The sequence below is a fragment of the Blautia sp. BCRC 81119 genome (assembly GCF_003184505.1).
Taxonomy (GTDB): domain Bacteria; phylum Bacillota; class Clostridia; order Lachnospirales; family Lachnospiraceae; genus Blautia_A; species Blautia_A fusiformis.
The window spans coordinates 1-24,724 of record NZ_QJHD01000031.1 but is presented as its reverse complement, the minus strand read 5'-3'; the positions used below and the strand labels follow the sequence as shown (position 1 = coordinate 24,724).

The window sequence follows — 24,724 nt, the reverse complement described above, 5'->3', positions numbered from 1 at the left end:
TAATTCATACAGCTGTTCCCAACGGAAAGGGAGGAGTGGCGAAAAAATTCATATTGGAAAAAGTTATAAACTACTAACAAAAGTGTAGACAAGAAAAAAAACAGGTGATATAATACCTAGCTGTAAGTTAGCATCATCTAATTTTACAAAAAAGATTAATCGAAACTAATTTATGTATATGGATAAAAACTATATAATTTATCCAAAAGACAGTTATACGCAGATTGAAGGAATAGATCGAGAGCATCTGACGCAGCAATATATGTTCGTACAGCTGAGCCTGATGCAGCAATTTACAGAATTGTTAAAAATACAAGGGAGAAAAGAGATGAAAAATCAGAATTTTTATATGAGAGTGATCTCCTTACTGCTGGTGATCCTGGCTATACTTTTTTATAACAGCAGTATGAAAGCCCAGGCAAATGAAAAAGAGATCGCGGCTCTGACAGATAAGGTAGATACACTTCAGGAGCAGCAGAATGAACTTCTCAGTGCGCTGGAGACGAGTTATGTAAATCGTATGCAGAATCAGGCAGCATCTGTAGGATCAGGCAGCAGTGATGCAGATACAGCAGGCGATGACAAAACAACAGACACTTCAGACGGCAATGTATCCGATGCAGACGCAGAGGACACAGCAACCGCAGATTCCGATAATGTATATAAAGATGGAACCTACACAGGAGAAGCCGAGGGATACGGCGGGACCATTCAGGTGGAGGTGACACTTACCGGTGATGAGATCACATCCATCAACGTAGTCAGCGCCCCAGGTGAGGACAGTGCATATCTTTCACAGGCAGAGAGTGTGATCGATTCCATCCTGAGTGCTCAGAGTACAGATGTGGATACCGTATCCGGAGCAACGTTCAGCTCCACAGGAATCCTGAACGCAGTGGATGCGGCACTTGGAAAGGCGGAAAACTCATGAAAAAAAGACAGCGGGAGGTAAGGCTGATGCGTGCGGGAATACAGCTGGCATTTTTTATTGCCGCCCCGTCTCTGTTTTCTACAGCCTTTGCAGGTATCAAATCGATCTTTCTTGCCATTGCGGCCGGTCAGCCGGTGGAGTGGAATTCCTTTCTGACTGTAACGGCAGTGCTTCTGATCTTTACCTGCTTTTTCGGAAGACATTTCTGCGGATATGCGTGTGCATTCGGATCTTTCGGAGATGCCGTATATGAAGGCTTTTCCTGGATCCGGATGAAATGCTTTCACAAAAAAAAGAAACCGGCTCTTTCCGAAAAAATGGTTCACGGGCTTCAGAAAGTCAAATATATCGTACTGGCACTGCTCCTGCTTTCCTGCCTTACAGGTGTATACGGAAAGCTTACGGGAACCAGCCCGTGGGATGTTTTTTCCATGCTCACGGCAGGACGGCTCCCGAACAGCAAATATCTGGTGGGAATTATGCTCCTGGTGCTGATCATTGTGGGAATGTGTACACAGGAAAGGTTTTTCTGCCAGTTTCTCTGTCCCATGGGAGCGGTTTTTGCATTAATGCCAATCCTTCCGGGTGCACTGTTTCGGAGAAACCGTGAGAAATGTCCGCCGAAATGTGGTCTCTGTAAAAAAAGATGTCCGGCGCATCTGGATATCGACGGCGACACAGGCAGATCCGGCGAATGTCTTTGCTGCCACGCATGTGCCGCAGCATGCCCGAGAAAAAATATTCACATTGGAACAATTGAGGAAAAATGATCTATGAGATATCAGGCTCTGAAAAAGAAAACTTTTCTGGCAGCAGTTACATTTACAGGGATTGCGGTGTTGTTTCCTGTGCTGTGCATGGCTGCTTCGGAAAAGGATGTACAGACATATACCGATACAGATTTTGCAATGGATACTGTGGTATCAGAAACACTCTATACCACAGGTGACGATATAAACAGTAAGCTGACAGCTGTGCTGACAGATGTGGAGACGAACCTTCTTTCCTGGACCAATGAGAAGTCCCAGATCTATAAGGTGAATGCAGACAGCGGAAAAGATACGGAGATTTCCGACGAGCTTTCCGGATACCTGAAACGTCTTCTGAAGATCGCAGAGGATTCTGACGGAGCCTTTGACCCAACCATTGGGAAGCTGATCCGCCTGTGGGATATTGGAGGGGAAAACCAGAAAATTCCGGAAGAAGCAGAAATTAAGAATGTTCTGAAGGATTCCGGATATCAGAAGATTTTTCTTGACGGAAATACGGTCCATATGGAGGAGGGCTGTTCTCTGGATCTTGGAGCAGCGGGAAAGGGTATTGGCTGTGACCTGATCCTTAAAGAACTGGAAACAAAGAAGGATGTAACAGCAGCACTTATGAATCTGGGAGGAAGCAGTGTCATGACCTACGGAAGCAAGCCGGATGGTTCTTCCTGGAATGTGGCGGTGACAGATCCCAGAGCTGAAAATGAGGATGACTATCTTGGTGTGGTTGCCTTAAATGGTACAGAATTTCTTTCCACATCCGGAGATTATGAGAAATATTTTATCGAAAATGGTGTAAGGTATCACCACATTATGGACCCGTCTACCGGCTATCCGGCAGAAAGCGGAGTGACCGGGGTAACGGTAGTCTGTGACTCAGGTCTGGAGGCAGATGCGCTTTCCACAGCATGTTTTGTGCTGGGGGTGGAAAAAGGGACACAGCTGTTGAAAGCTTACGGTGCAGACGGACTTTTTGTGGATGAAGACCATCATGTATATCTCACTGAGGGGATGAAAGAGCGGTTCAGCCTGCTTGCGGATTCCTATAGTGTGGAGGATATTGCAGAGTGAAGCTGATCTCCCGGCGATCCGGTTTATGACTGTTTGGCAGAGGGGAATGCTCATATCCGCAGTACTTGCGATAGTAAACCTGGAAAGGGTTCTATAAATATATCATATTTTTAGGAGGAATAAGCAATGCAGAAGTGGAATCTATTGAAAAAAACAGCTCCATGCATTTTAAGTCTTGCAGTGGCAGCAACAACCTTTCCGACCGCTGTAATGGCATCTGATCTTGATGCAGCCGTGGTTTCCGAGGCAGAGGCAGGAGATACGGAGGATTTTAGCACAGAGGAAACGGCAGAGGATACTGAAGCTGTAGCAGAAGAAGCTATAGAGGATGCTGCAGACATAACAGAAGAAGCAGCAGAGGATGCAGCAGTGCCAGAAGCTGCTGCAGACGAGACAGAGGATATCCAGCAGGAAGATACAGAAGCTGTCGAGACTCTGGATGAGACAGCAGAGGAAGCAGACCCGTTCTCTACAGGGGAAGAGGATTTCACAGAAGGCGATGAAGTGGCGGAAGCATTTTCCGATTCTGACCAGCTGACAGGCGAGTATCAGTACGTATATGCAGGACTTACCTGGGGTGAGTACTGGGCAGCAGAAGGCGTATATGCAGCTGGAGATACAAGCTCTTCAGAAGAGAAGGATTCACATAGTGAGTTTGATACAGGAGCTTTTGATACAGTAACAAGAGCGACTGCAAATCATGGACTCCACAGAGGAAGCTATCAGACAGAAGCTACGATCATTGCTGAAGACGGAACCAGATTCGACGTATCCTACTGGGAGGATAAAGGAAGCACACTTTATCTTACAGATGGTTCCAAGGTAAAATGGAACAGAGGCAGTATAACAACAGAAGATGGAAAAACCTATACGATGGATCATTATGAGATATATGGTTTGAAATATGTCCCGGTAGCAGTTAAGACCGCAGATTTTGCAGATTTCTGCAAAAAGTATAATGTTGTACAGGATGGAGCTGTGCTCTCCGGAGGATACAGTGAAAACAATCTCCAGTATTATAAAGGCCTTGTGGCAGACGTAAATGCACAGACAAATGGTCTGAAATATGTGGAGAAAAATGGTGACGGCTTTACATTTACAGCAAGAAAATCAGACGGAACAGCTTCCGGTATCAAGGATCAGGCGTTAAAAACAGCAACAGAGATCAAGCCGAGTGTAAAAGCAGCAAGCGGAAGCTACGGCGAATTCCTCCGTGTGGATCTCAATGGAAATTATGGCGATCTTGGTGCAAATATGCAGGCTGTACGCTGGGATTATTATGGAGATGATTCCACATATACAAAATGCCTCGCTTCTTATGGAACCAAGTTTGCCGCAGATAACTGGATGCATAAAGCAATGGGAATCCAGCTTGGACTTACAAAATCTGCACGCTGCAAGCTTCCGGGAGGAACAGACGGAACAGGATACTGGAAACTGACAGTGTATGCTCTCGGATATAATGACTATACCTACAGCTTCCAGGCAACTGCAGAGAATATCGTAAATCCTACAATGGAGCCAACTGATTTTACAAGTCTTAAAACAGAAGTGGAAGCTGCAAAGGCTCTGGCAGAGGCAGATTACACAATTGCAACCTGGAAGTCCTTTGCCGGTGAGCTTCAGGAAGCAGAAGACATTCTTGCAAAAACAGATGCAAGTCAGGCTGAGGTAAATGAAGCACTTGAACATCTTCAGGGAGCAGAGAAAGAGCTTCAGAAGGTAACAGTTACACTTGATAAGACAGCAGCAGCTGTATATACAGGAAAAACAACGACTCTTAAGGCAACAACAAATGACAGCGATGCAGCAGTAACATTTAAGTCCGGCAACACAAAGGTTGCAACGGTAAGCAGCAAGGGTGTCGTTAAAGGCGTAAAAGCCGGAACAGCAGTTATCACAGCAAAGGTCGGAAATGCCACAGCAACCTGCAAGGTAACAGTAAAAGCTTCTACAATTAAATTCGCAAAGGCTTCCGTAACGATCTACAAAGGAAAAACAGCAACTGTAAAAGCAACTGCAACACCATCTGCAACTGTAAAATACACAAGCAGCAACACAAAGGTTGCAACCGTAAACAGTAAAACAGGTGTTGTAAAAGGAATCAAAGCAGGAACCGTTACGATTACAGCAAAGGCAGGAGCCCTGAAGACAACCTGCAAAGTAGTTGTCAAGAATCCTGCATTCAGTCTTGTAAAATCTTCTGCAACGATCAAAAAAGGTAAAACAACAACCATCAGATCCAAAGCAGCACCTGCAGGCAAGGTTACATATACAAGCAGCAATAAAAAAGTTGCAGCTGTAAACAGCAAGGGTGTTGTAAAGGGAATCAAAAAAGGTAAAGCAACGATCACAGTGAAATGCAACGGAATTACAAAGAAATTTGTGGTAACAGTTAAATAATTTCACTGTTGAACCGAATGTGATCACAGATATCCAGAAGCCTCTGCCGCAGACATAGAGCAATGTCTGCGGCAGAGGTCTGCTGATTTCTGAAGAGCAATGTCTGACAGAGGCCGCAAGAAAAGAGGAGAGAGTAAGGAAGCATGGAAAAAGATCTGAAAGATAAAAAGCAGGAGGAAAAAAATACTCCGAAGATACCCTGGACCAAGCTGGTTCCTGCAGCTGCTGTGATTGCGGCGCTTGTGTTTTCAGGCATAAAGGCGAAGGGCTCTGATGGAGAGACAGAAGCAGTCGGGCAAGCAGAGACGACCGTAATGTCTGCTTCAGAGCTGGAAAAATATCTCGGGTATGAAAAAGAAAATACTGTTTCTGACAGCACAACTGCCACAGCTGAGAAAAACAGTACAACAAAAAAGAAAAGCTCATCGAAAAAAAGTGCAAAAAAAACAGCAGCGAAAAAAAGCTCAGGTACAAGAACGGTTTCCGAATCTGCAAAAAGCAATGCCAGCGCCGCAGGACAGGGAACCACGCAGACACCGGTAGCAAGCGTTCCGGCAGATGGATATAAGGACGGTACGTATGAAGGAAGCGGAACCGGATTTGGCGGGACGATTCGCGTGAGAGTAACAATCAGCGGCGGAAAGATTGCAGCCATAGATATTCTGGAGGCATCTGGAGAAACCGCGTCGTATTTTGCGTCAGCTCAGGGTGTGATCAGCAGGATGATCGCCGGAAATACACCGAATGTAGATGCAGTCAGTGGAGCAACCTATTCCTCCAACGGAATCATCCAGGCAGTTCAGAATGCCCTCTCCCAGGCAGCGGCAGATGGAAACAGCCAGCAGGTCACCCCTACACCTGCAGCAACTGCTTTACCAACTCCGACATCAGCTCCGTCACCTACAAAAAAACCATCTCCTACAAAGAAACCGGAAGATCCGGACAGTCCCCAAAAATATCTGGACGGTAAATATACAGCTTCGGCAAAGGGCTTCAATGGAGACGTGAAAGTAATTGTGACCATCAAGGATGGAGTGATCGAAGCCCTGAAACAGGAAAATACGGACACGGAGCAGTTTTTTGAAAAAGCATGGAGCGTGCTGGAGGAACAGATCATTGGTACGGATTCTGTAGATGATATTGATGCAGTCAGCGGAGCAACCTATTCCTCCAACGGAATTCTCAACGCTGTAAAAAAAGCTCTTAAAGAAGCGATCAATCCGGAGTATGGAAAGAAACCGACACCAACTCCGACAAAGAAACCGACACCAAAGCCAACAGCCACACCGAAACCTACGGCAACGCCGAAACCAACGGCCACACCGAAGCCAACAGAGACGCCGGCAGCAACCCCGACGCCGGAGCCGGACGACCCGGATGTGACGCCGGTTCCTGAAAAACCCAATGTAACTCCAACACCAGGGACAGATGAGCCGGATGCAACACCGGAGCCAACGGAAGCACCGGAACCGGTGGGAATGTACAGAGATGGAACGTATACAGGCTCGGCTTTTGGATATGGAGGAAAAACATATCTGACAATTACGATCTCAGGAGGCCAGATCGTATCCATTGAGCAGACAAATCAGGATACACCGGAATTTTTTGATCCTGCATGGAGCACGATCTATTCTCAGATCATGGCAAACCAGTCGGCGGATGGAATCGATACTGTCAGCGGAGCCACATATTCCTCCGAAGGGATCCTGGACGCTGCACAAAAGGCCCTTGCCCAGGCAAAGAATTAACCGGGTGAACGTTGGAGCAGCTATAAACATCTGAATCTAAGCCAATAATAAGAGGTGAAAGAAACCTCTGGACTTCTTGATTTTTTTGAAGTTCAGAGGTTTTTTGCTAGGTTTCTGAAATTGCTTCTATAAATCGATAAAAAAATAACAGGAATGTATACAGAATAATAGGGAAAATATCAGAAAATACAATCGGTTTAAATAATTTGAAATGCAAATTAGCGGGAATTAACCTGAGAAATACAATAAAATTTTTATTGCACAGGGCAATGTTTTATGTTATGTTTGAATGTGTGTAATTAAAGTTGTTATTAAAATGACAAACAACGCTGAAAGGAGAACAAATATGAGCAGTAAAATTACGATCATCGGAGCAGGAAGTGTAGGAGCAACTATCGCTTATACCTTATCACAGAGGAGTATTGCATCAGAGATTGTTCTGATCGATATTAACAAAGATAAGGCTGAAGGTGAGGTTATGGATATTGAGCAGGGAACCAGTTTCCGTGAGCCGATCTCCATCGTGGCAGGAGATTACCCGGATGCTGTAGATTCTGACATTGTGATCATCACTTCCGGTATTGCCAGAAAACCGGGACAGACTCGCATCGAGCTGACACAGACCAACGTCAACATTATGAAGAGTATTACTCCGGAGATCGTAAAGGTGGCTCCCAAAGCGCTTTATATTATCGTAAGTAATCCATGTGATATTATGACTTATGCATTTGCAAAGCTTTCCGGACTGCCGGAAAATCAGATCCTTGGTTCCGGAACCGCCCTGGATACGGCCCGTCTCCGCTGCAGACTTTCTCAGCACTACGGTGTATCTGAGAAAAACATCCACGCCTATGTATTCGGAGAGCATGGAGATACTTCCTTTGTACCGTGGTCCAGAGCCTTTGTTGCAGGTGCGACCCTTGATGAGTTTGACAAGATCGTTCATGAGGATCAGAAAGATCTGCAGCCACTTGACAGAGAAGAGGTTCTGGAGTATGTTCATACTTCAGGATCAACTGTGATCGCCAAGAAGGGTGCTACATTTTATGCGGTAGCCGTATCTGTTTGCAGACTTTGCTCGCTTCTTCTTGCAGCATCTGATACAATAGTCAGTGTATCAACCATGCTTCACGGAGAGTACGGTGTTGAAGACGTATGTCTTAGTACCATGGCTTCTATCGGACCGGAAGGTGTAAAACGTATCGTTCGTGTTCCGCTGACCGAGGAGGAGACAGAGAAGCTTCATGCAAGCGCCAATGCTCTGAAGGACGTGATCGCACAGATTGATCTTTGATAAATGTCAGAAGCTGTGTAAAGAGGAAAAAGCAGCCTCAGGCAAATTTGAAACAACGGGAGAAAGATAAAAATGGATATTATTCAGGTAATTACCAGAGAATTGAACGTTGAGAAATGGCAGGTCGAGGCAGCGGTTAAGCTGATCGATGAAGGCTGCACCATTCCTTTTATTTCCAGATACCGTAAGGAAGCAACCGGTACACTGAACGATGAACAGCTTCGTAATCTTAATGAGAGACTTACTTATTTAAGAAATCTTGAGGATAAAAAGGCTCAGGTTCTGGGCAGCATCGAGGAGCAGGGCAAGCTGACTCCGGAGCTGAAGAAACAGATCGAGGCAGCGCAGACACTCGTTGTGGTAGAGGATCTTTACCGTCCGTACCGCCCGAAGCGCCGTACACGTGCCATCATCGCCAGGGAAAAAGGTCTGGGACCGCTGGCCGACATCATCCTTCTCCAGATGACGAAGAAACCTCTTGAAGAAGAGGCAAAAGCATTTCTTTCTGAGGAAAAAGAAGTCAAAACTGTGGAAGAGGCCATCAGCGGTGCCAGAGATATCATTGCAGAACACATTTCTGATGAAGCAGATTATCGTATCAGTATCCGTAAGAGAACAATGGATAAGGGAACTATATGTTCTACCGCAAGAGATGAGAAGGAGCAGTCTGTATACGAGATGTATTATGACTTTGAGGAGCCGGTGAAAAAGCTTGCAGGTCATCGTGTCCTTGCTCTGAACCGTGGTGAGAAAGAGAAATTCCTTACTGTGAAGATCCTTGCACCTGAGGAAGAGATCATCCGTTATCTTGAAAAACAGGTGATCGTCCGCGATAATCCATACACTATACCTGTTCTGAAAGAAGCCATTGAGGACAGCTATAAACGTCTCATCGGACCGGCTATTGAGCGTGAGATCCGAAGCGCCCTTACAGAGGCAGCAGAGGACGGTGCCATCCATGTCTTTGGCAAAAATCTGGAGCAGCTTCTCATGCAGCCTCCAATTGCAGGACAGGTAGTTCTTGGCTGGGACCCTGCCTTCCGTACCGGATGCAAGCTGGCAGTGGTAGATCCTACCGGAAAGGTTCTGGATACCACAGTTATTTATCCCACAGCACCAACCAATGAGACCAAGATCCGTGCCGCAAAGGAAACCCTGAAAAAGCTTATCAGCAAATATCATGTGACACTGATCTCTGTAGGAAACGGAACGGCATCCAGAGAATCCGAGCAGATCATCGTGGAGCTTCTTAAGGAAATCCCTGAAAAGGTCCAGTATGTTATCACCAACGAGGCAGGTGCTTCTGTATATTCCGCAAGCAAGCTTGCCACGGAAGAATTCCCGAATTTCGATGTTGGACAGAGAAGCGCCGCATCCATCGCAAGACGTGTACAGGATCCGCTTGCAGAGCTTGTAAAGATCGATCCGAAATCCATCGGTGTCGGTCAGTATCAGCATGATATGAACCAGAAAAAGCTGGGAGAAGCCCTTAACGGCGTTGTGGAAGATTGTGTAAACAAGGTCGGAGTGGATCTGAATACTGCATCTGCATCCCTTCTGGAGTATATTTCCGGAATCAGCAAGGCCATCGCAAAGAATATTGTAGCCTACCGTGAGGAAAACGGCCGTTTCCAGACAAGAAGAGAGCTTCTTAAGGTTGCCAAGCTTGGTCCGAAAGCTTTTGAGCAGTGTGCAGGTTTCACACGGATCACAGGAGGCAAAAATCCTCTGGACGCAACCAGTGTCCATCCGGAAAGCTATGACGCAGCAAAAAAACTCCTGGAAAAGCTGGGCTACACACCGGAAGATGTGGCAGAGCGTAAGCTTACCGGTATTTCCGGGCAGATCCGCGATTACGGAAAACTGGCAAAGGAGCTGGAGATTGGAGAGCCAACCTTACGTGATATCGTAAAGGAACTGGAAAAACCTGCCAGAGATCCACGTGACGAGATGCCGAAACCGATCCTCCGTACCGATGTCCTGGATATGAAAGACCTGAAAGAAGGCATGGTCCTCAAGGGAACTGTCCGCAATGTTATTGACTTCGGTGCTTTTGTGGATATCGGTGTGCATCAGGATGGCCTGGTCCATATTTCCGAGATGAGCGAGAAATTCATCAAACATCCGCTGGAAGCAGTCAGTGTGGGAGATATCGTGGATGTCCGTGTTCTTGGTGTTGATATGAAGAAAAAACGTATCAGCCTTTCCATGAAGGGAATCAGTAAATAAAGAGAAAATCCGAGACATACCGCGCGAATTTATGCGATCAGCATAAATTCTGTGCATCGCCAGGCGTGTTACTGAGAACAGAGTGAACAGTAATGTATATTCAGCAGCATTCTGCGGCGGATTACCGGACAGATATACAATAAAGCTATAACAGAAATACAGCAGTGGTTTATACCCTATACTTTATAGAACCGGAGAAATCAGGTTTACAGGGAAAAACCACTGCTGTATTATTATATTACCAGATGCGGATTATAGGGAATGTTTACATCAGGAATACATAGATCGATCCGCATATGTATATCGAATGATCGATCAGACAAGAGGGATACATATGTAATCAGAAATGTCAACAAATGTGAGTAAATACACTCAAAGGTGTTTAAAATCCAAAACACTAGTTGGTAACTTAAAACTACTGGAATTACAGGAAATGAACCAGTGCAAGTTGAAACAGCCTTGCTAACTATAGGGTAGAACCTTGATGGTTGTAATTGAGTAATGGTATAAGTCTACGAAAACCAAGTAGCAAAGAAAAACAAATATTAAGAAAGGAAAAGCTATTTAGATGAAGTCTGTATAATGTCATATACAAGACTATACAGATATGTACCGATGGCTTAGTCGGGAATTTACGACTGTGGAGTGTACAAGAACTTGTGAGTAGATTGATATTTATATCATCAAAAGCATATACGTTGAAGCAGTAACTACAAATCGTGAGATTGTAGTAAATCATCTAGCATATACACATATGTATATGTTTTTAGTAGCAGGGATTATATTTGGATAGTACTGTACAGACCGTGCAGGAGGTCGGAAATCAGGTAAGCCAGTACAGGCAGATGTTTGAAAATTACCTGCCGGACATCACAAAATTCGGAATCAAGGTTGTTCTGGCTATCGTTGCTTTCTGGGTAGGAAGCACGGTAATTAAATGGATCGTAAAGTTTGTGAGGAAATCACTGACAAAATCCAGGCTGGATACAGGAGTGGCACAGTTTATGTCCTCTCTGGTCAAGATCATACTTTACATACTCCTGATCTTTAATATATCCACAAGCTTTGGAGTAAAGGAATCATCTCTGGCAGCACTTCTTGGAACTGCAGGTGTTACTATGGGTCTTGCCCTCCAGGGTGGACTTGCCAACTTGGCAGGAGGTATGATGCTTCTTCTGTTCAAGCCGTTCCAGGTAGGGGATTACATCATCGTTAACGGACAGGACGGAAGCGAGGGAACGGTAGCCAAGGTCGAGATTTGTTATACAACGCTGTTATCCATTGATAACAAGCACATCGTGATCCCCAACGGTACTCTTTCCAATGCGACCATCACCAACGTAACAGCAAGGGATCAGCGAAGGCTGGAGATCAAAGTGGGGATCTCTTACAATGCAGATATCCAGAAGGCCAAGGATATCCTGGAAGATATCCTCACCGAAGATCCGGATACAAGAGAAGACGAAGAGATGGTGGTATTCGTAGATGAGCTGGCAGAAAGCTCTGTGATCATGGGCTTTCGTGTCTGGGTAGATACCGACCGCTACTGGGCAGCCAGATGGAGATTGAACCAGAGGATCAAGGAAGATTTTGATTATTATGGAATTGAGATTCCTTATAATCAGCTGGATGTGCATATCCATAAATAATGTGCATAAAGGAAGAAAGCTAAAGCCCTTTCACATGGCAGAGAAATTGCTGTGTGGGAGGGTTTTTTGATGAAAGTAACTGGTTTTGAGATTATTACTGCCATTCACGATAATAGAGAATATGAAAATTATTGACAAACCAGTGTCGGGGTGCAATAATACCCCACAGAGATAGTATTTGGACTCAAAACTATACTCTGGCTGAAATCACTGGAATCTTATATAAAAATAGCCAGCCGGAACCCGGGATCGGGAACGGACGGATATATGAAAATTATAAAAGATACGAGCCTGTATCGATGATAACGAAGGCGTTACAACAGTTATGGGAATTTTGAGCAACTGTTGAAGAGTATGCTTTTCGTGTATAAAAAACAGGACTCAATATACAGGGAATCAATCAGAAGCGTTTCAGGGTCGAAGTGTACCCCGAGACGTTTTTTTATTAAATACAGAAGCGGATGCTTTTATCCACTTGAAAGTTATTCCCTGCAGGAAAGGACTTATATAAGATGACAATAGAGATGTTAAAAGGAAAGATCCACAGAGCAACCGTTGTCCAGGCGGAACTGGATTATGTAGGAAGTATCACTGTGGATGAGGAACTGCTGGAAGCTGCCGGGATACTGGAATATGAGAAGGTCCAGATCGTAGATGTGAACAACGGCAGCCGTTTCGAGACATACACCATTTGCGGAGAACGCGGAAGCGGTATGATCTGCCTGAACGGAGCAGCAGCAAGATGTGTAAGCACCGGTGACAAGATCATCATCATGGCTTACGCACAGTACGAGCAGGAAGAAGCCCGTACTCACAAGCCTGCAGTTGTATTTGTAGATGAAGAGAACAGGATCAGCAGAGTGACCAATTATGAGAAACACGGACTGCTGAAGGATATGGCCTGACGCAGATTAGAAATACAATAAGACGAAGGTGAATTCAGAAAAGAGGCTATCTCGAATCTATTCAGAAAACCGGTTCCAGAACCGGAAAAGAGGAGAGCACAATGCAGGTAACAAAAACAGTAGAAGAAACAAGAAAACAGATCAAAGCGTGGAAAAAAGAAGGAAGAACAGTAGGCCTTGTGCCAACCATGGGATTTCTCCATGAGGGACACGCAAGCCTGATCAAAAAATGCAGAGAGCAGAATGATATCGTAGTGGTATCCGATTTCGTCAATCCTACACAGTTCGGTCCTACCGAGGACCTGGAAGCCTACCCGAGAGACTTTGAGCGTGACAGCAAACTCTGCGAAAGCCTGGGAGCAGACCTGATCTTCTGCCCGGAGCCTTCCGAGATGTATCATGATCCCCACGCATTTGTAAGTATAGATACTCTGTCAGAGACACTTTGCGGAAAAACACGTCCGATCCATTTCAAGGGTGTGTGTACCGTTGTGACCAAGCTGTTCCACATTGTGGCACCGGACAGAGCATATTTCGGACAGAAAGACGCACAGCAGCTGGCCATCATCCGCAAGATGGTGCGTGATCTGAACTTCGATATTGAGATCGTAGGCTGTCCGATCATCCGTGAGGAGGACGGACTTGCAAAATCCTCCAGAAATACATACTTAAGCCCTGAAGAGAGAAAAGCAGCTCTTTGCCTGTCAAAGGCAGTAAAAGCCGGACAGGAAGCCATTCACGCAGGAATCCCGGCAGAAGAGCTTCTCGGAAAAATGCGAGCAGTGATCGAAGCAGAGCCTCTGGCAAAGATTGATTATGTATCCATGGTAGATGCATTTACCATGCAGCCGGTGGAAAAAGCTGACCGCAGCGTTCTTGTAGCAATGGCTGTTTACATCGGAAAAACAAGACTGATCGACAACTTCAGCTACGAGGTATAATGTATGGGAAAAGTTTTAAAGAAAATCGGAATTATCAGCAGCCTAGCATCCAGATATATCGGGATCATTATCATCGCTTTTTCCTGCCTGGCTTTTTTCTGGCGTGACGGATTTTCCTGGATGACGAACTATACGTCTGTATTTCTGGGAGTGATCATGTTTGGTATGGGCCTGACCATAAAGCTGGATGACTTCCGGGCAATTTTTTCCAGACCCAAAGAAGTGGTGATCGGTGCAGTGGCTCAGTATACCATTATGCCGGTGATCGCCTGGCTTCTGTGTAAAGTGATGAACCTTCCGGCAGATCTGGCACTGGGAGTGATCCTGGTGGGATGCTGTCCGGGCGGAACAGCCAGCAATGTGATCACCTATATCGCAGGAGGTGATGTGGCGCTTTCTGTGGGAATGACCATAGTTTCCACACTGGCAGCACCGTTGATGACACCGTTTCTTGTATATGTTTTGGCAGGAGCCTGGGTGGAAGTATCCTTCTGGGCCATGGTGATCTCTGTGGTAAAGGTAATTCTGATCCCGGTTCTCCTGGGAGTTTTTCTTCGGAGCCTTGCGGGAGAGCATGTGGATAAGGTATCCGATGTTATGCCGCTGGTGTCGGTTGTAGCTATTGTTATGATCATCGGAGGAATTGTGGCTGTAAATGCAGAGAAGATCGTAAGCTGTGGAGTTCTGGTGCTTGGAGTAGTGGCGATCCACAATTTCTGTGGTATGATGCTGGGATTTCTGGCTGCAAAAATCTTCCATGTGGAGTATTCCAGAACAACTGCTATAGCTATAGAGGTAGGCATGCAGAACAGTGGCCTTGCTGTCTCACTGGCAGCAGCTAATTTTGCAGCCAATCCGCTTGCAACACTTCCGGGCGCGATCTTCAGTGTATGGCACAATATTGCGGGTTCCATTTTTGCGGGGATCCGCCGTGCAGGTGCAGAAAACCTTGCAGAGATTGACCGGATCAGGGAAATCGACTGCTGTAATTGCGAAAAGCAATAAGCAGTGAATGCGGATTGCGGATATCCTCCTGACGGGGAACAGAAAAGCTGTGGAAGAATGTCTGTAAAGAAAGATCCGGGGGAGTTTGAGAGATAAAATGGCAGATTATGTCGAAAGAAAAAGTCATAAAATGCAGAATTGTGGTTTACAAATTTTAGCCGGTATACTATAATAACCACATGGACGAACAAACGTCCCCAACATATGAAAACAGGGGGGCCCGCTGAAGCGAGCTGAGAGTAGACTGTAAATGTCTTGACCCATAACCTGATTTGGATAATGCCAACGTAGGGACATATGCACGAAGGATTCTTAAAGACACAGAAGATCAGAGAGTACAGAAGAGATCAGAAGTACAGAAGATTTTCATTAAGTACGTAAGAGTAAGAGCCGGTTGCCGTGATGCGTATGCGTTGCAGCAGCCGGTTTTTTGTTGTATAAACACAAAGAATTTATGGAAGGAGATTTTTTTTACATGAGAAATTACAGTACACAGATGGAGGCAGCCCGTAAAGGCATCATCACACCTGAGCTTGAGATCGTAGCTAAGAAGGAACGCATGACAACAGAGGAACTGCTTCCGCTGGTAGCCTCCGGTAAGGTGGCAATCTGTGCAAATAAAAATCACAAATGTATCGATCCGGAGGGCGTAGGTTCCATGCTCCGCACCAAGATCAATGTAAACCTTGGTGTATCCAGAGACTGCAAGGACTACGATGTAGAGATGCAGAAAGTAATGGAAGCTGTAAACATGGGCGCCCATGCTATCATGGATCTTTCTTCCCACGGAAATACCATTCCGTTCCGACGCAAGCTGACATCCGAGTGTCCGGCAATGATCGGAACCGTTCCGGTTTATGATTCCGTTATCCACTATCAGAGAGATCTTGATACGCTGACAGCTAAAGATTTTATCGATGTAGTAAGACTCCATGCACAGGATGGTGTTGACTTTGTAACTCTTCACTGTGGAATCACAAGAAAGACCATCGATCAGATCCGTAATCACAAGAGAAAAATGAATATCGTTTCCAGAGGAGGATCTCTTGTATTTGCATGGATGTGTATGACCGGTGAGGAGAATCCGTTCTATGAATACTACGACGAGATCCTGGATATCTGCCGCGAGTATGATGTGACCATCTCTCTTGGTGATGCCTGCCGTCCTGGATGTCTGGCTGACGCAACAGACGTATGCCAGATCGAGGAGCTTGTACGTCTTGGCGAGCTGACCAAACGTGCATGGGAAAAGGACGTTCAGGTTATGGTTGAGGGACCGGGACATGTGCCGCTTGATCAGGTTGAGGCAAATATGAAAGTACAGCAGTCCATTTGCCAGGGTGCACCGTTCTATGTATTAGGACCTATCGTAACTGACGTTGCACCGGGATATGACCACATCACATCCGCGATCGGCGGAGCAGTAGCTGCTATGTCCGGAGCAGCATTCCTCTGCTATGTAACACCGGCAGAGCACCTTGCACTTCCGAATCTTGAGGACGTAAAACAGGGAATCATGGCATCTAAGATCGCAGCTCATGCAGCAGACATTGCCAAAGGTGTCCGCGGTGCCCGTGAGATCGATGACAAGATGGCAGATGCCAGAAGAAAGCTTGACTGGGAGGCACAGTGGGAATGCGCCATGGATCCGGAAACAGCAAAACGTATCTGGAACGAGCGCAAACCGGAGCATGATGATACCTGCTCCATGTGCGGTAAATTCTGCGCAGTACGAAGCATGAACAAGGCACTTGCAGGAGAACATATCGATATTCTGTAAGAATACAGAATGCATATGAGCATGCAGCATCACAGTAGAACGTGGTGTTGGCAGTATCCAGCCAGAAAACTGGTTGATTGAATGCGGATATGGAAAGAACAGTAATGCTGAAATTGTGGAAAGTCTGATGTTCCGATAATAAAACATAAACCGCTGTGATCTAAAATGAAGATCACAGCGGTTTTTTGCAGAGTTAGGGACATTATTGCAGCTTGCGAAAAGACAGGGCCGCGTTATAATAAAAACAGAACTTACATATAAATGGTTTACATAAAAAGGAAGGAAAGGTACGAAATGAAATTTCCGAAAAAATTGATAGCATTTGGTCTGTCATTATGTATGTCTATTGTTCCATGTGGACCGGTGGTGGCCGAAGATTTTACAGACGCACAGACGGATATAACAGACGCCATTGATACTTTTACAGATGACGGGAATTTTGAGGAATCAGAAAATACCGTAAACACAGATCAGATCGCGGGAGAAGATAATACCGTGAGCACAGATCAGATTACAGAAGAAGAGTTTCCGGGATCAGATATCGGAACGGAAACGGATGAAGCTGAAAGCTCAGAGAATGAGGAAATACAACAGGATTCTGATGAAGGATTAATTCTGGAAGAACCTTCGGCGGTCATCAGAAAAGCAGAAGGAACAGAGGAGGCTGCGGCACCGGAAGAAATTTTTGGTGACGGAGAAAACAAGGAGCAGCAGGAAGATATATTCACAGATGATATTCCGGCAGCAGGCACTTCCGAAAAAGAAACAGATGTGGAGAGCACAGAAATATATCTGTATGCGATGAATGATACCTACAGCAGTGTGATCTCCATGCCGGATACCATGCAGACATCTTATCAGATCCAGACATCCGGCAAAAATCCGGTATATACGGTTGTTTCCGGTTATACTGCGAAAGTCAGCGAAACCGGTCTTGTTACTCCTAAAATGCAGTATGTAACCTATGTAGACAAAAACGGAAATGACGTAAAGAGCCAGTGGGAATACATGTTTGGAGAGACCCTGATCTCTGTACAGGATGGAAACAGTACCGTTTATTATAAATTCATACTCAAAGATTATGCGGAGTATTACGCAGAACAAAAAATGGATACATTTCTCAAAGAAAATATTACTGCGGAAATGTCCGATTATAAAAAGGTTGAGACGATCGCCAGATGGCTTGCCAACAACTTTAATTACAGTCAGTATCATTCCGGTTATACAGGCCTGATGCTGGATGGCGGCGGAGACTGCTGGGCCAATACCAGCGCAGTGAACTATATGTGCGAAAAACTGGGACTGACCGTGTATGCAAGGTATGCGGCAAATGATCCGGGGGCAGGAAGCGGTCACAGGAATTCCGTAGTCATTATTGACGGCGAAAGATATCTGGTTGACTGCGGATATACGGGAAATGCCCCCAGACATTATGAATTGTCCAAAATGGACTATGACTATTCTTATGAGATCCTGAATGATGGAACACTCAGGCTGTATCAGTATGAAGGGACAGATACAAATATCGTAGTTCCGGATACTATTGACGGAAGAAAAGTAACGGTTCTTGGAAACAGTACCTTCCAGTATTGCACCCAGGCTTCTGATATAGAGTCTGTTACTTTGCCGGATTCGCTTACAACCATCGAAAAGAATGCTTTTTACAACTGTGAGAAATTGAAATCTGTTACGATTCCCCCAAATGTGTCATCTATAGGGCTGGCTGCTTTTGTGGAGGGCTTGTCTGAGTCCAGTCTGACAGAAATTAAAGTAGATCCGGAAAATCCGTATTTTTCTGAAAAAGACGGAGTGGTATTCAGCAAGGATGGCACAAAACTGATCGTGTTTCCGTCCGGACGTTCCGGAGATTACCAGATCCCGGATGGAACTGTAAGCGTGGGAGACTATGCTTTTTATTACTGTGTAAATGTTTCTTCCATAACAGTCCCGGGAAGTGTCAGAAGCCTTGGAGAAGGTGCATTCGGAAACTGCTCGTCGCTTACGAAAGCTGTCCTGAACGAAGGTTTGGAAGAAATCGGTGAATATGCATTCCAGAGCAGTTCAGGGATCCGTGATATTATAATTCCCGCATCTGTAAAATCAGTTGGGAAAAATGGACTTCGTCTGTCTTCCGGGTGCAGGATAAGAGTACTGAGCACAGATACTGTTTGGGCGGATGATGCGTTCAGGGATTCAGCACTGATCGCGGGAAAAAAGGATTCCACACTTCAGAAATACGCAGAGGACCATGGCTGCACGTTTGTGGAGCTGTCAGCAGACAACCGGATACCGCTTCAGAATGAATGGTTTGAACAGATCACTTCAGACTATGAATATAATGGAAAAAGCCATGAACCCGAAATAGAATCCAGTGAATCCGCACCGGAACTTGAGCAGGGCTCCGATTATGAAGTAACTTATGAAAATAACATCAATGCAGGAACTGCGACTATAAAGATCACGGGAAAAGATATTTTCTGCGGTACAGTAGAGCGGAGTTTCAAGATTACGCCAGATGAAAATGGAATGCATGTGTGCTATTTTGCGGAAAATAATGAAACCTACCTGGAAACCACCTTTAAAGGAAAAAAAGTGGAACCGGAAGTGGTAATTGACGGACTGGTACGGGGGAAAGATTATACGGTAACCTATGTTAATAATGAAAAGCCTGGTGAAGCTCGTGCAGAGCTCACGGGAATCGGCAATTATAAAGGATCGGAAACATTATATTTTACTATTTACGGAAAACTACCGGCTGCGGATCCAATAGCTGATCAGACATATACAGGAAATGAGATCACACCGGACATCGTGATACCCGGATTGAAAGCCGGCGAAGATTATTATATGTATTACGAGGATAATCAGTATCCGGGTGTGGCAACGGTAACCATTTATGGTACCGGTTATTATAAAGGTACTGCAACCATTCATTTCAAGATCATAAAAAAGACAGAAAAGTTTGTCAGCAATGTTAAGCTAAACAGAACCTCTTACACTTATACGGGAAAAACCATCCGGCCATCAGTAACCGTAACTGTAAATGGAAAGAAGATCGGTGCGAGTGCTTATAAGCTGTATTACAAAAATAATAAAAACTCCGGAATTGGAACTGTGCAGGTCAGAGGGACTGGAAAATACAGTCGTATCAACAAAACGATTACCTTTAAGATCCTGCCTCCAAAAACTCTGCTGACAGGACTGAAAAAAGCAAACAGATCCTTTATCGCAAGCTGGAAGAAAAATATACAGGCAACCGGCTATCAGATCCAGTATGCAGCAGACAGCAGATTTACAAAAGAAAGAAAAACGGTCACAGTTGGAAAACAGTCTGCGACCAGATATAAGATATCAGGACTGAAAAACAAAAAGACCTATTATGTCCGCATCCGGTCATATAAAAGAGTCGGAAAAAAGATTCTTTACAGTAGCTGGAGTACGGTAAAGAAAATCCGGGTTTGATCATAAATGAGCGGATCTCAGACCCATATAAATGGAGAACAATACTTCCGGGACAGAATTAAGCCTTGTAATTATAAAAAGAGCGCGTTATAATGAACTCATAAAAAAGGAAATTTCTTCGGGGCAGGGTGTGATTCCCTACCGGCGGTATAGTCCGCGACCCGCTTTGGCGGCTGATCTGGTGAAATTCCGGAACCGACAGTAAAGTCTGGATGAGAGAAGAACGCGCAGTATTTAAAGAACGTGCTCAGTGCCCCGGGAAGAAGCTCCCGGGGCTTTTTATGTGAAGAAATAGAAATTTTTTTCGCATAAAGATTTCTTGTGGAAATTTTCTTTGAATATTTCTGAAGAAGGAGAGAGAGTTATGAGTGAACAGATATTACAGAGAGGAAATGCCGTGGAAAGAAGCAGAACAAGAACCATCGCGCAGGTAGCCATGCTTGGTGCTGTGGCAGGAGTATTAATGAATCTTGAGTTTCCGATCCCGTTTCTTGCACCATCTTTTTATCAGCTTGATTTTTCCGAGGTACCGGTTATGGTAGGAACCTTCGCTATGGGACCTGTGGCAGGTATCCTGATCGAACTTGTGAAGATTCTCGTACATCTTGTGACTAAGGGGACCATGACTGCCGGTGTTGGTGATGTTGCCAATTTCCTGTTTGGATGTGCCTATGTGGTACCGGCCGGCCTGATCTACCGTTTCCGTCACAAAAAGAGCAGAGTACATGCAGTTGCAGGTATGGCAGCAGGAACAGTCCTGACAGCGATCCTTGCATGCTTTGTCAATGCCTTTGTATTGCTTCCGGCTTACGGTAAGGCGTTTGGAATGCCGATCGAGACCTTTATCCAGATGGGAAGCGCAGTACACAGCTCCGTAAACGGACTGCTTACCTTTGCACTGCTGATCATTGCTCCGTTTAATATCTTTAAATATGCACTGACATCTCTGATCGTATTTGTAATTTATAAGAAGATCCGTGTTGTACTGAAGGGTGACTGATCATAAGCAGCTGCCGGAGGATGAAGAAAAGATCAGAAATTGGTGGTTTCAGATAAATATCTGAGAATGTGAGAAATGCCATGTAATATATTGCCGATGGGCAGTAAATTACATGGCATTTTTTATGTTATAGGAAATTACTCCGTAATGTTCCCATAACATAAAAAAGCCCTCCGGGCAGGATCGCACTGCGACGGAGAGGAATAATGTCGCTGAAGCGACCCGTCGCAGGCGGAGAATCCTGCAAGCAGGATTCTTTCTTGTGTCAGGCGTTTTGTTCTGCAGCTTTCATGACTCCAAGCTCACGTCTGGCAAAAACAACGGCCAGCACAAATGCAGAGGTATCTGCAATTGGTCCTGCGTACATGACGCCATCGATTCCGAAGAAGACCGGGAAGATGACGATCAGCGGCAGCAGGAAGAGCACCTGCCTTGTGAGGGACATGATCACACCAAGCCGGGCTTTTCCAATGGAGGTAAAAAAGCCGGCGGACATAGGCTGGATCCCGTTGGCAAAGGTCATCAGCATGAAGATGCGGAGATATTTTTCTGCAAAATGAAAGTACAGGTCGCTGCCGTTTCCGAAGATGCCTACGATCTGATGCGGGAAGAACTGGAAGCAGATAAAAAATATGGTTGCGATCACAGTACATAAGGTTACGGAATAGCGGTATGTCTGGCGCACGCGGCTGTATTTTTCGGCGCCGTAGTTAAATCCCCAGATGGGCTGGGAGCCCTGGGAGATTCCGATGCAGATGGCCATAAATACCTGATTGACTTTGGAAATGATCCCTGCACAGGCGATTGGAATATCACTTCCGTAAGCGGAGAGTGCTCCGTAATGGCGAAGTGTATTGTTCATGACGATCTGCACTGCAGCAATGGCAACCTGATTGATACAGGATGCCATTCCCAGAGAAAAAATGGCAGACAGATTGCGTGCCTTAGGAATCAGCATGGAGTGGTCCAGGTACATTTTTCGGAGTCTGGAAAAATAAAAGATGATCAGAAGTCCGGATACAATCTGGCCGATCACGGTTGCCCAGGCTGCACCTTTGATGCCCCAGCCGAATCCAAAGATGAAAAGCGGGTCCAGGATGGTGTTGATGGCGGCACCGGCCAGGATGCAGGTCATGGAATAGGTAGGACTCCTGTCTGCTCGGATCAGGTGGTTGCCGCCTGTGCTTAAAACATAAAAGGGAAGTCCAATGGCGGTGATCCCTATGTAATCAATGGCATAGGGCATGACGTCCGGTGTTCCGCCGAAAAAATGAAGAAGTGGCTTCAGGAACAGAAGGACAATGACAGAGAGTATCGTACCGGAGATTATCAGCGTGGAGAGTCCGGTTCCTGCAATGGAGCTGGCTTTTTTTTCGTTTCCTGCGCCCATTTCCAGGTTGTAATTGGAGGCGCTGCCGATTCCCAGGAGCAATGCAGCAGCAGTAGAGATAATGGTTACGGGAAATGCGATGTTTGTGGCGGCGTTTCCAAGCATTCCTACGCCCTGGCCGATAAAGATCTGGTCAACGATATTGTACAGAGCGCTGACCAGCATGCTGATGATGGCGGGAATGGCGAATTTGGCGATCAGGCTGCCTACAGGGGCGGTTCCCAGAGGGTTTTCGGCCTGGGCAGCATTGGTCTGATTTTTCAATGTTTTTTCCTTCTTTCTTGTCTACAGTAGCTGTTTGGTAATGTAATAAGTAAATTTAAATTTTATAGCAGGATATTTATTATAGCACTATTGTGAAGGGAGTGTAAGTATAAAAAATTGACCTTTGGTTTTGGATGGGATAAAATGTTTTTAGAAAAAATTTTCGGGAAGGAGTTTTTCAGATGGGTAAGATCAATAGTGTGAAAAAACTTACAGATAATAAGTTCGTGAATCTTTATGGAGTGGATGCGACCAGTGTACATGATACGCCGGTTTCTTATTTTGTGGCCTCCAGGGCGAAGTGTGTGGAGGATATGAAGCTTTCTACAGGGGAGAATCATCCGGATGGGGTGATCATTTACAGTGTTTATGGAGAGAAGCGGGATAAGGTTGTGCTGATCCGTCAGTATCGGTATACGATCGGCGGGTATATTTATGAGTTTCCGGCGGGGCTTGTGGAGCCTGGGGAGGATTTCCATGAGGGTGCTGTGCGGGAGATGTTTGAGGAGACCGGGTTGAAGCTGGAGCCGATCAAGGTTGCGGAGGCTTTTGAGAAGCCTTATTTTACGACGATTGGGATGACGGATGAATCCTGTGCTACGGTTTATGGGTATGCCAGTGGTGAGGTTAGTAAGGCTGCTCAGGAGGATAGTGAGGAGATCGAGGTTGTGATCGCGGACCGGGATGAGGTCAGGAGGATCCTGAAGGAGGAGAGGGTTGCGATCATGTGTGCTTATATGCTGATGCATTTTCTTGAGGATGAGGAGGTGTTTGGATTTCTTGGGGAGATTTAAACGGAGGTAGTTATATGGTGGAAGGGGACGCCAGTGAGGGGCTTCTTTCCAGGCTGGGGCTTCGTCGGGGGCTGGCTTCTAAGGTGCCGGAATTCTGCTAAAAGCGCTTCAAAAAATCTCGAACTCGCGTCTGAAGCCGCTCAAACAGCGAGATTTTTTGAAGCAACGCAGATTTTCGCCACCTAAGAAGCAGCTCCCCTCCTGCAGAGTCAGCCTGGAAAGAAGCCCCTCACTGGCTGTGCGTTGGCCGTGAGACGTGTTAAATCTCGTGGGGAGTGTTGCTAGTGGGGTGGTATGACGGGAGTTGGATGAGCCGTTAGCGCTGCGCTGGATGGATGAGAAAAACGGGGAATCTGCGGTTGCGGATTCCCCGTTTTGGTCAGAGCTCTGTGAGTTTTCCCAGGTCTTTGTTGTATTTGCAGTATTTGCCGTTTTCGGAGATAAATGGCTGGTAGGTGTCGGTACGGTTGTCTTTGACGTAGACGATTCCGGTGGCGATCATTTCTACCAGGGAGAAGCGTTTGCTTAAGCTGGAGATCCAGCGGTAGGTTTTTTCGTTGCCGGAGTCTGCCATGAGGAGGTTGTAGCCGCCTGGGCAGGCTTCCAGGGTGAAGTAGACTTTCTGGGACCGGATGGAGGTGTTGAAGACCTGGCCGGTGATGTAGGTGGAGAAGTTGGTTTCTACAAATTGGCGGAAGGTGTAGAAATCGTAGATCACGCCGGTGGTCTCATCTTTGATCTTGTCGCCGCGTTCGATGCGGGCTTTCAGGAGCTTGAGGACTTCGATGGTCCAATTGATGAAGGAGATGCTGCTGTAGGTCATGCTTTCCTGAAGTTGATCGACCAGCTGTTTTGACAGGATGTTGGATTTTGATGCTTCATTAAAAAGTTCTTCGTTCATAAGGTTCCCTCCAGTGTTGGATTTTTATATGGTTTTCGCTCTTTTTTTGTATCTTTTATTATAAGTCTGAATTATGTATGAAACCAGATAAGGAGAAAACGTAAATTGTGTTAATGATAGCAGACATGAGTATGGAGTGAATATCTTATTTGGAGGAAAAACAAATGGTACAATCAATCTTTGAGGAAAT

17 protein-coding genes and 1 riboswitch are annotated in these 24,724 nt (G+C 45.6%); of the genes, 15 read left to right on the top strand and 2 right to left on the bottom strand.

The window, feature by feature from the left end:
* Window positions 1–328 precede the first annotated feature (328 nt).
* The 14 genes from DMI82_RS16500 (at window position 329) to DMI82_RS16435 (ending at window position 21,185) form a co-directional block, all read left to right on the top strand.
* A complete protein-coding gene (locus DMI82_RS16500) occupies window positions 329–931 on the top strand; it encodes an FMN-binding protein (protein WP_110104022.1) in 603 nt (200 codons plus the stop codon).
* On the top strand, window positions 928–1,701 hold the full coding sequence (locus DMI82_RS16495; RefSeq protein WP_110104005.1) for a 4Fe-4S binding protein: 774 nt from the start codon (window positions 928–930) through the stop codon (window positions 1,699–1,701). Before DMI82_RS16500 ends, DMI82_RS16495 begins: the two co-directional genes overlap by 4 nt.
* 3 nt (window positions 1,702–1,704) lie before the next feature.
* Window positions 1,705–2,769, top strand: a complete 1,065-nt coding sequence (locus DMI82_RS16490) for an FAD:protein FMN transferase (protein WP_110104004.1) — start codon at window positions 1,705–1,707, stop codon at window positions 2,767–2,769.
* A 126-nt stretch (window positions 2,770–2,895) separates the two neighbouring features.
* The gene (locus DMI82_RS16485; RefSeq protein WP_110104003.1) at window positions 2,896–5,172 is read left to right on the top strand and encodes a penicillin-binding Tp47 domain C-containing protein; all 2,277 of its coding nucleotides are present in this window, start codon (window positions 2,896–2,898) and stop codon (window positions 5,170–5,172) included.
* Window positions 5,173–5,315: 143 nt separating this feature from the next.
* Window positions 5,316–6,920 carry an FMN-binding protein gene (locus DMI82_RS16480; RefSeq protein ID WP_110104002.1) on the top strand — a complete coding sequence of 535 codons (1,605 nt, stop codon included), beginning with the start codon at window positions 5,316–5,318 and terminating at the stop codon, window positions 6,918–6,920.
* Between the two features lie 346 nt (window positions 6,921–7,266).
* Window positions 7,267–8,214, top strand: a complete 948-nt coding sequence (locus DMI82_RS16475) for an L-lactate dehydrogenase (RefSeq protein ID WP_015526226.1) — start codon at window positions 7,267–7,269, stop codon at window positions 8,212–8,214.
* 72 nt (window positions 8,215–8,286) lie between these two features.
* Window positions 8,287–10,443, top strand: coding sequence for a Tex family protein (locus DMI82_RS16470; protein WP_092069796.1), 2,157 nt, complete (start codon window positions 8,287–8,289; stop codon window positions 10,441–10,443).
* A gap of 785 nt (window positions 10,444–11,228) precedes the next feature.
* A complete protein-coding gene (locus tag DMI82_RS16465) occupies window positions 11,229–12,092 on the top strand; it encodes a mechanosensitive ion channel family protein (protein ID WP_330409294.1) in 864 nt (287 codons plus the stop codon).
* A 512-nt stretch (window positions 12,093–12,604) separates the two neighbouring features.
* Window positions 12,605–12,997, top strand: coding sequence for an aspartate 1-decarboxylase (panD, locus tag DMI82_RS16460; protein WP_015526224.1), 393 nt, complete (start codon window positions 12,605–12,607; stop codon window positions 12,995–12,997).
* 101 nt (window positions 12,998–13,098) lie between these two features.
* Complete coding sequence (gene panC, locus DMI82_RS16455) at window positions 13,099–13,938, top strand: pantoate--beta-alanine ligase (protein WP_110104001.1); 840 nt, start codon at window positions 13,099–13,101, stop codon at window positions 13,936–13,938.
* A gap of 3 nt (window positions 13,939–13,941) precedes the next feature.
* Window positions 13,942–14,943: a bile acid:sodium symporter family protein gene (locus DMI82_RS16450; protein ID WP_110104000.1), complete on the top strand. Its 1,002-nt coding sequence runs from the start codon at window positions 13,942–13,944 to the stop codon at window positions 14,941–14,943.
* Between the two features lie 475 nt (window positions 14,944–15,418).
* Window positions 15,419–16,723 carry a phosphomethylpyrimidine synthase ThiC gene (gene thiC, locus DMI82_RS16445; protein WP_022426187.1) on the top strand — a complete coding sequence of 435 codons (1,305 nt, stop codon included), beginning with the start codon at window positions 15,419–15,421 and terminating at the stop codon, window positions 16,721–16,723.
* Between the two features lie 294 nt (window positions 16,724–17,017).
* Window positions 17,018–20,185, top strand: coding sequence for a fibronectin type III domain-containing protein (locus DMI82_RS16440; RefSeq protein WP_158526506.1), 3,168 nt, complete (start codon window positions 17,018–17,020; stop codon window positions 20,183–20,185).
* A 110-nt stretch (window positions 20,186–20,295) separates the two neighbouring features.
* A riboswitch (FMN riboswitch) is annotated at window positions 20,296–20,413 on the top strand.
* A gap of 136 nt (window positions 20,414–20,549) precedes the next feature.
* On the top strand, window positions 20,550–21,185 hold the full coding sequence (locus tag DMI82_RS16435) for an ECF transporter S component (protein WP_022426189.1): 636 nt from the start codon (window positions 20,550–20,552) through the stop codon (window positions 21,183–21,185).
* 265 nt (window positions 21,186–21,450) lie between these two features.
* Here the strand turns inward: DMI82_RS16435 and DMI82_RS16430 are convergent, their stop codons facing one another.
* Entirely contained in the window at window positions 21,451–22,839 is a 1,389-nt protein-coding gene (locus DMI82_RS16430; protein ID WP_242981860.1) for an MATE family efflux transporter, read from the bottom strand.
* Between the two features lie 182 nt (window positions 22,840–23,021).
* On the opposite strand from DMI82_RS16430, the gene DMI82_RS16425 reads away from it, so the two are divergent.
* Window positions 23,022–23,633, top strand: a complete 612-nt coding sequence (locus tag DMI82_RS16425) for an NUDIX hydrolase (RefSeq protein ID WP_110103998.1) — start codon at window positions 23,022–23,024, stop codon at window positions 23,631–23,633.
* A 379-nt stretch (window positions 23,634–24,012) separates the two neighbouring features.
* Here the strand turns inward: DMI82_RS16425 and DMI82_RS16420 are convergent, their stop codons facing one another.
* On the bottom strand, window positions 24,013–24,534 hold the full coding sequence (locus DMI82_RS16420; RefSeq protein ID WP_110103997.1) for a hypothetical protein: 522 nt from the start codon (window positions 24,532–24,534) through the stop codon (window positions 24,013–24,015).
* Window positions 24,535–24,724 lie beyond the last annotated feature (190 nt).

Excerpts from the sequence above, each read along its gene's own strand:
- DMI82_RS16500 (WP_110104022.1), top strand. The coding sequence starts at position 329 with ATGAAAAATCAGAATTTTTATATGAGAGTGATCTCCTTACTGCTGGTG.
- DMI82_RS16495 (WP_110104005.1), top strand. The coding sequence starts at position 928 with ATGAAAAAAAGACAGCGGGAGGTAAGGCTGATGCGTGCGGGAATACAG.
- DMI82_RS16490 (WP_110104004.1), top strand. The coding sequence starts at position 1,705 with ATGAGATATCAGGCTCTGAAAAAGAAAACTTTTCTGGCAGCAGTTACA.
- DMI82_RS16485 (WP_110104003.1), top strand. The coding sequence starts at position 2,896 with ATGCAGAAGTGGAATCTATTGAAAAAAACAGCTCCATGCATTTTAAGT.
- DMI82_RS16480 (WP_110104002.1), top strand. The coding sequence starts at position 5,316 with ATGGAAAAAGATCTGAAAGATAAAAAGCAGGAGGAAAAAAATACTCCG.
- DMI82_RS16475 (WP_015526226.1), top strand. The coding sequence starts at position 7,267 with ATGAGCAGTAAAATTACGATCATCGGAGCAGGAAGTGTAGGAGCAACT.
- DMI82_RS16470 (WP_092069796.1), top strand. The coding sequence starts at position 8,287 with ATGGATATTATTCAGGTAATTACCAGAGAATTGAACGTTGAGAAATGG.
- panD (WP_015526224.1), top strand. The coding sequence starts at position 12,605 with ATGACAATAGAGATGTTAAAAGGAAAGATCCACAGAGCAACCGTTGTC.
- panC (WP_110104001.1), top strand. The coding sequence starts at position 13,099 with ATGCAGGTAACAAAAACAGTAGAAGAAACAAGAAAACAGATCAAAGCG.
- DMI82_RS16450 (WP_110104000.1), top strand. The coding sequence starts at position 13,942 with ATGGGAAAAGTTTTAAAGAAAATCGGAATTATCAGCAGCCTAGCATCC.
- thiC (WP_022426187.1), top strand. The coding sequence starts at position 15,419 with ATGAGAAATTACAGTACACAGATGGAGGCAGCCCGTAAAGGCATCATC.
- DMI82_RS16440 (WP_158526506.1), top strand. The coding sequence starts at position 17,018 with ATGAAATTTCCGAAAAAATTGATAGCATTTGGTCTGTCATTATGTATG.
- DMI82_RS16435 (WP_022426189.1), top strand. The coding sequence starts at position 20,550 with ATGAGTGAACAGATATTACAGAGAGGAAATGCCGTGGAAAGAAGCAGA.
- DMI82_RS16425 (WP_110103998.1), top strand. The coding sequence starts at position 23,022 with ATGGGTAAGATCAATAGTGTGAAAAAACTTACAGATAATAAGTTCGTG.
- DMI82_RS16420 (WP_110103997.1), bottom strand. The coding sequence starts at position 24,534 with ATGAACGAAGAACTTTTTAATGAAGCATCAAAATCCAACATCCTGTCA.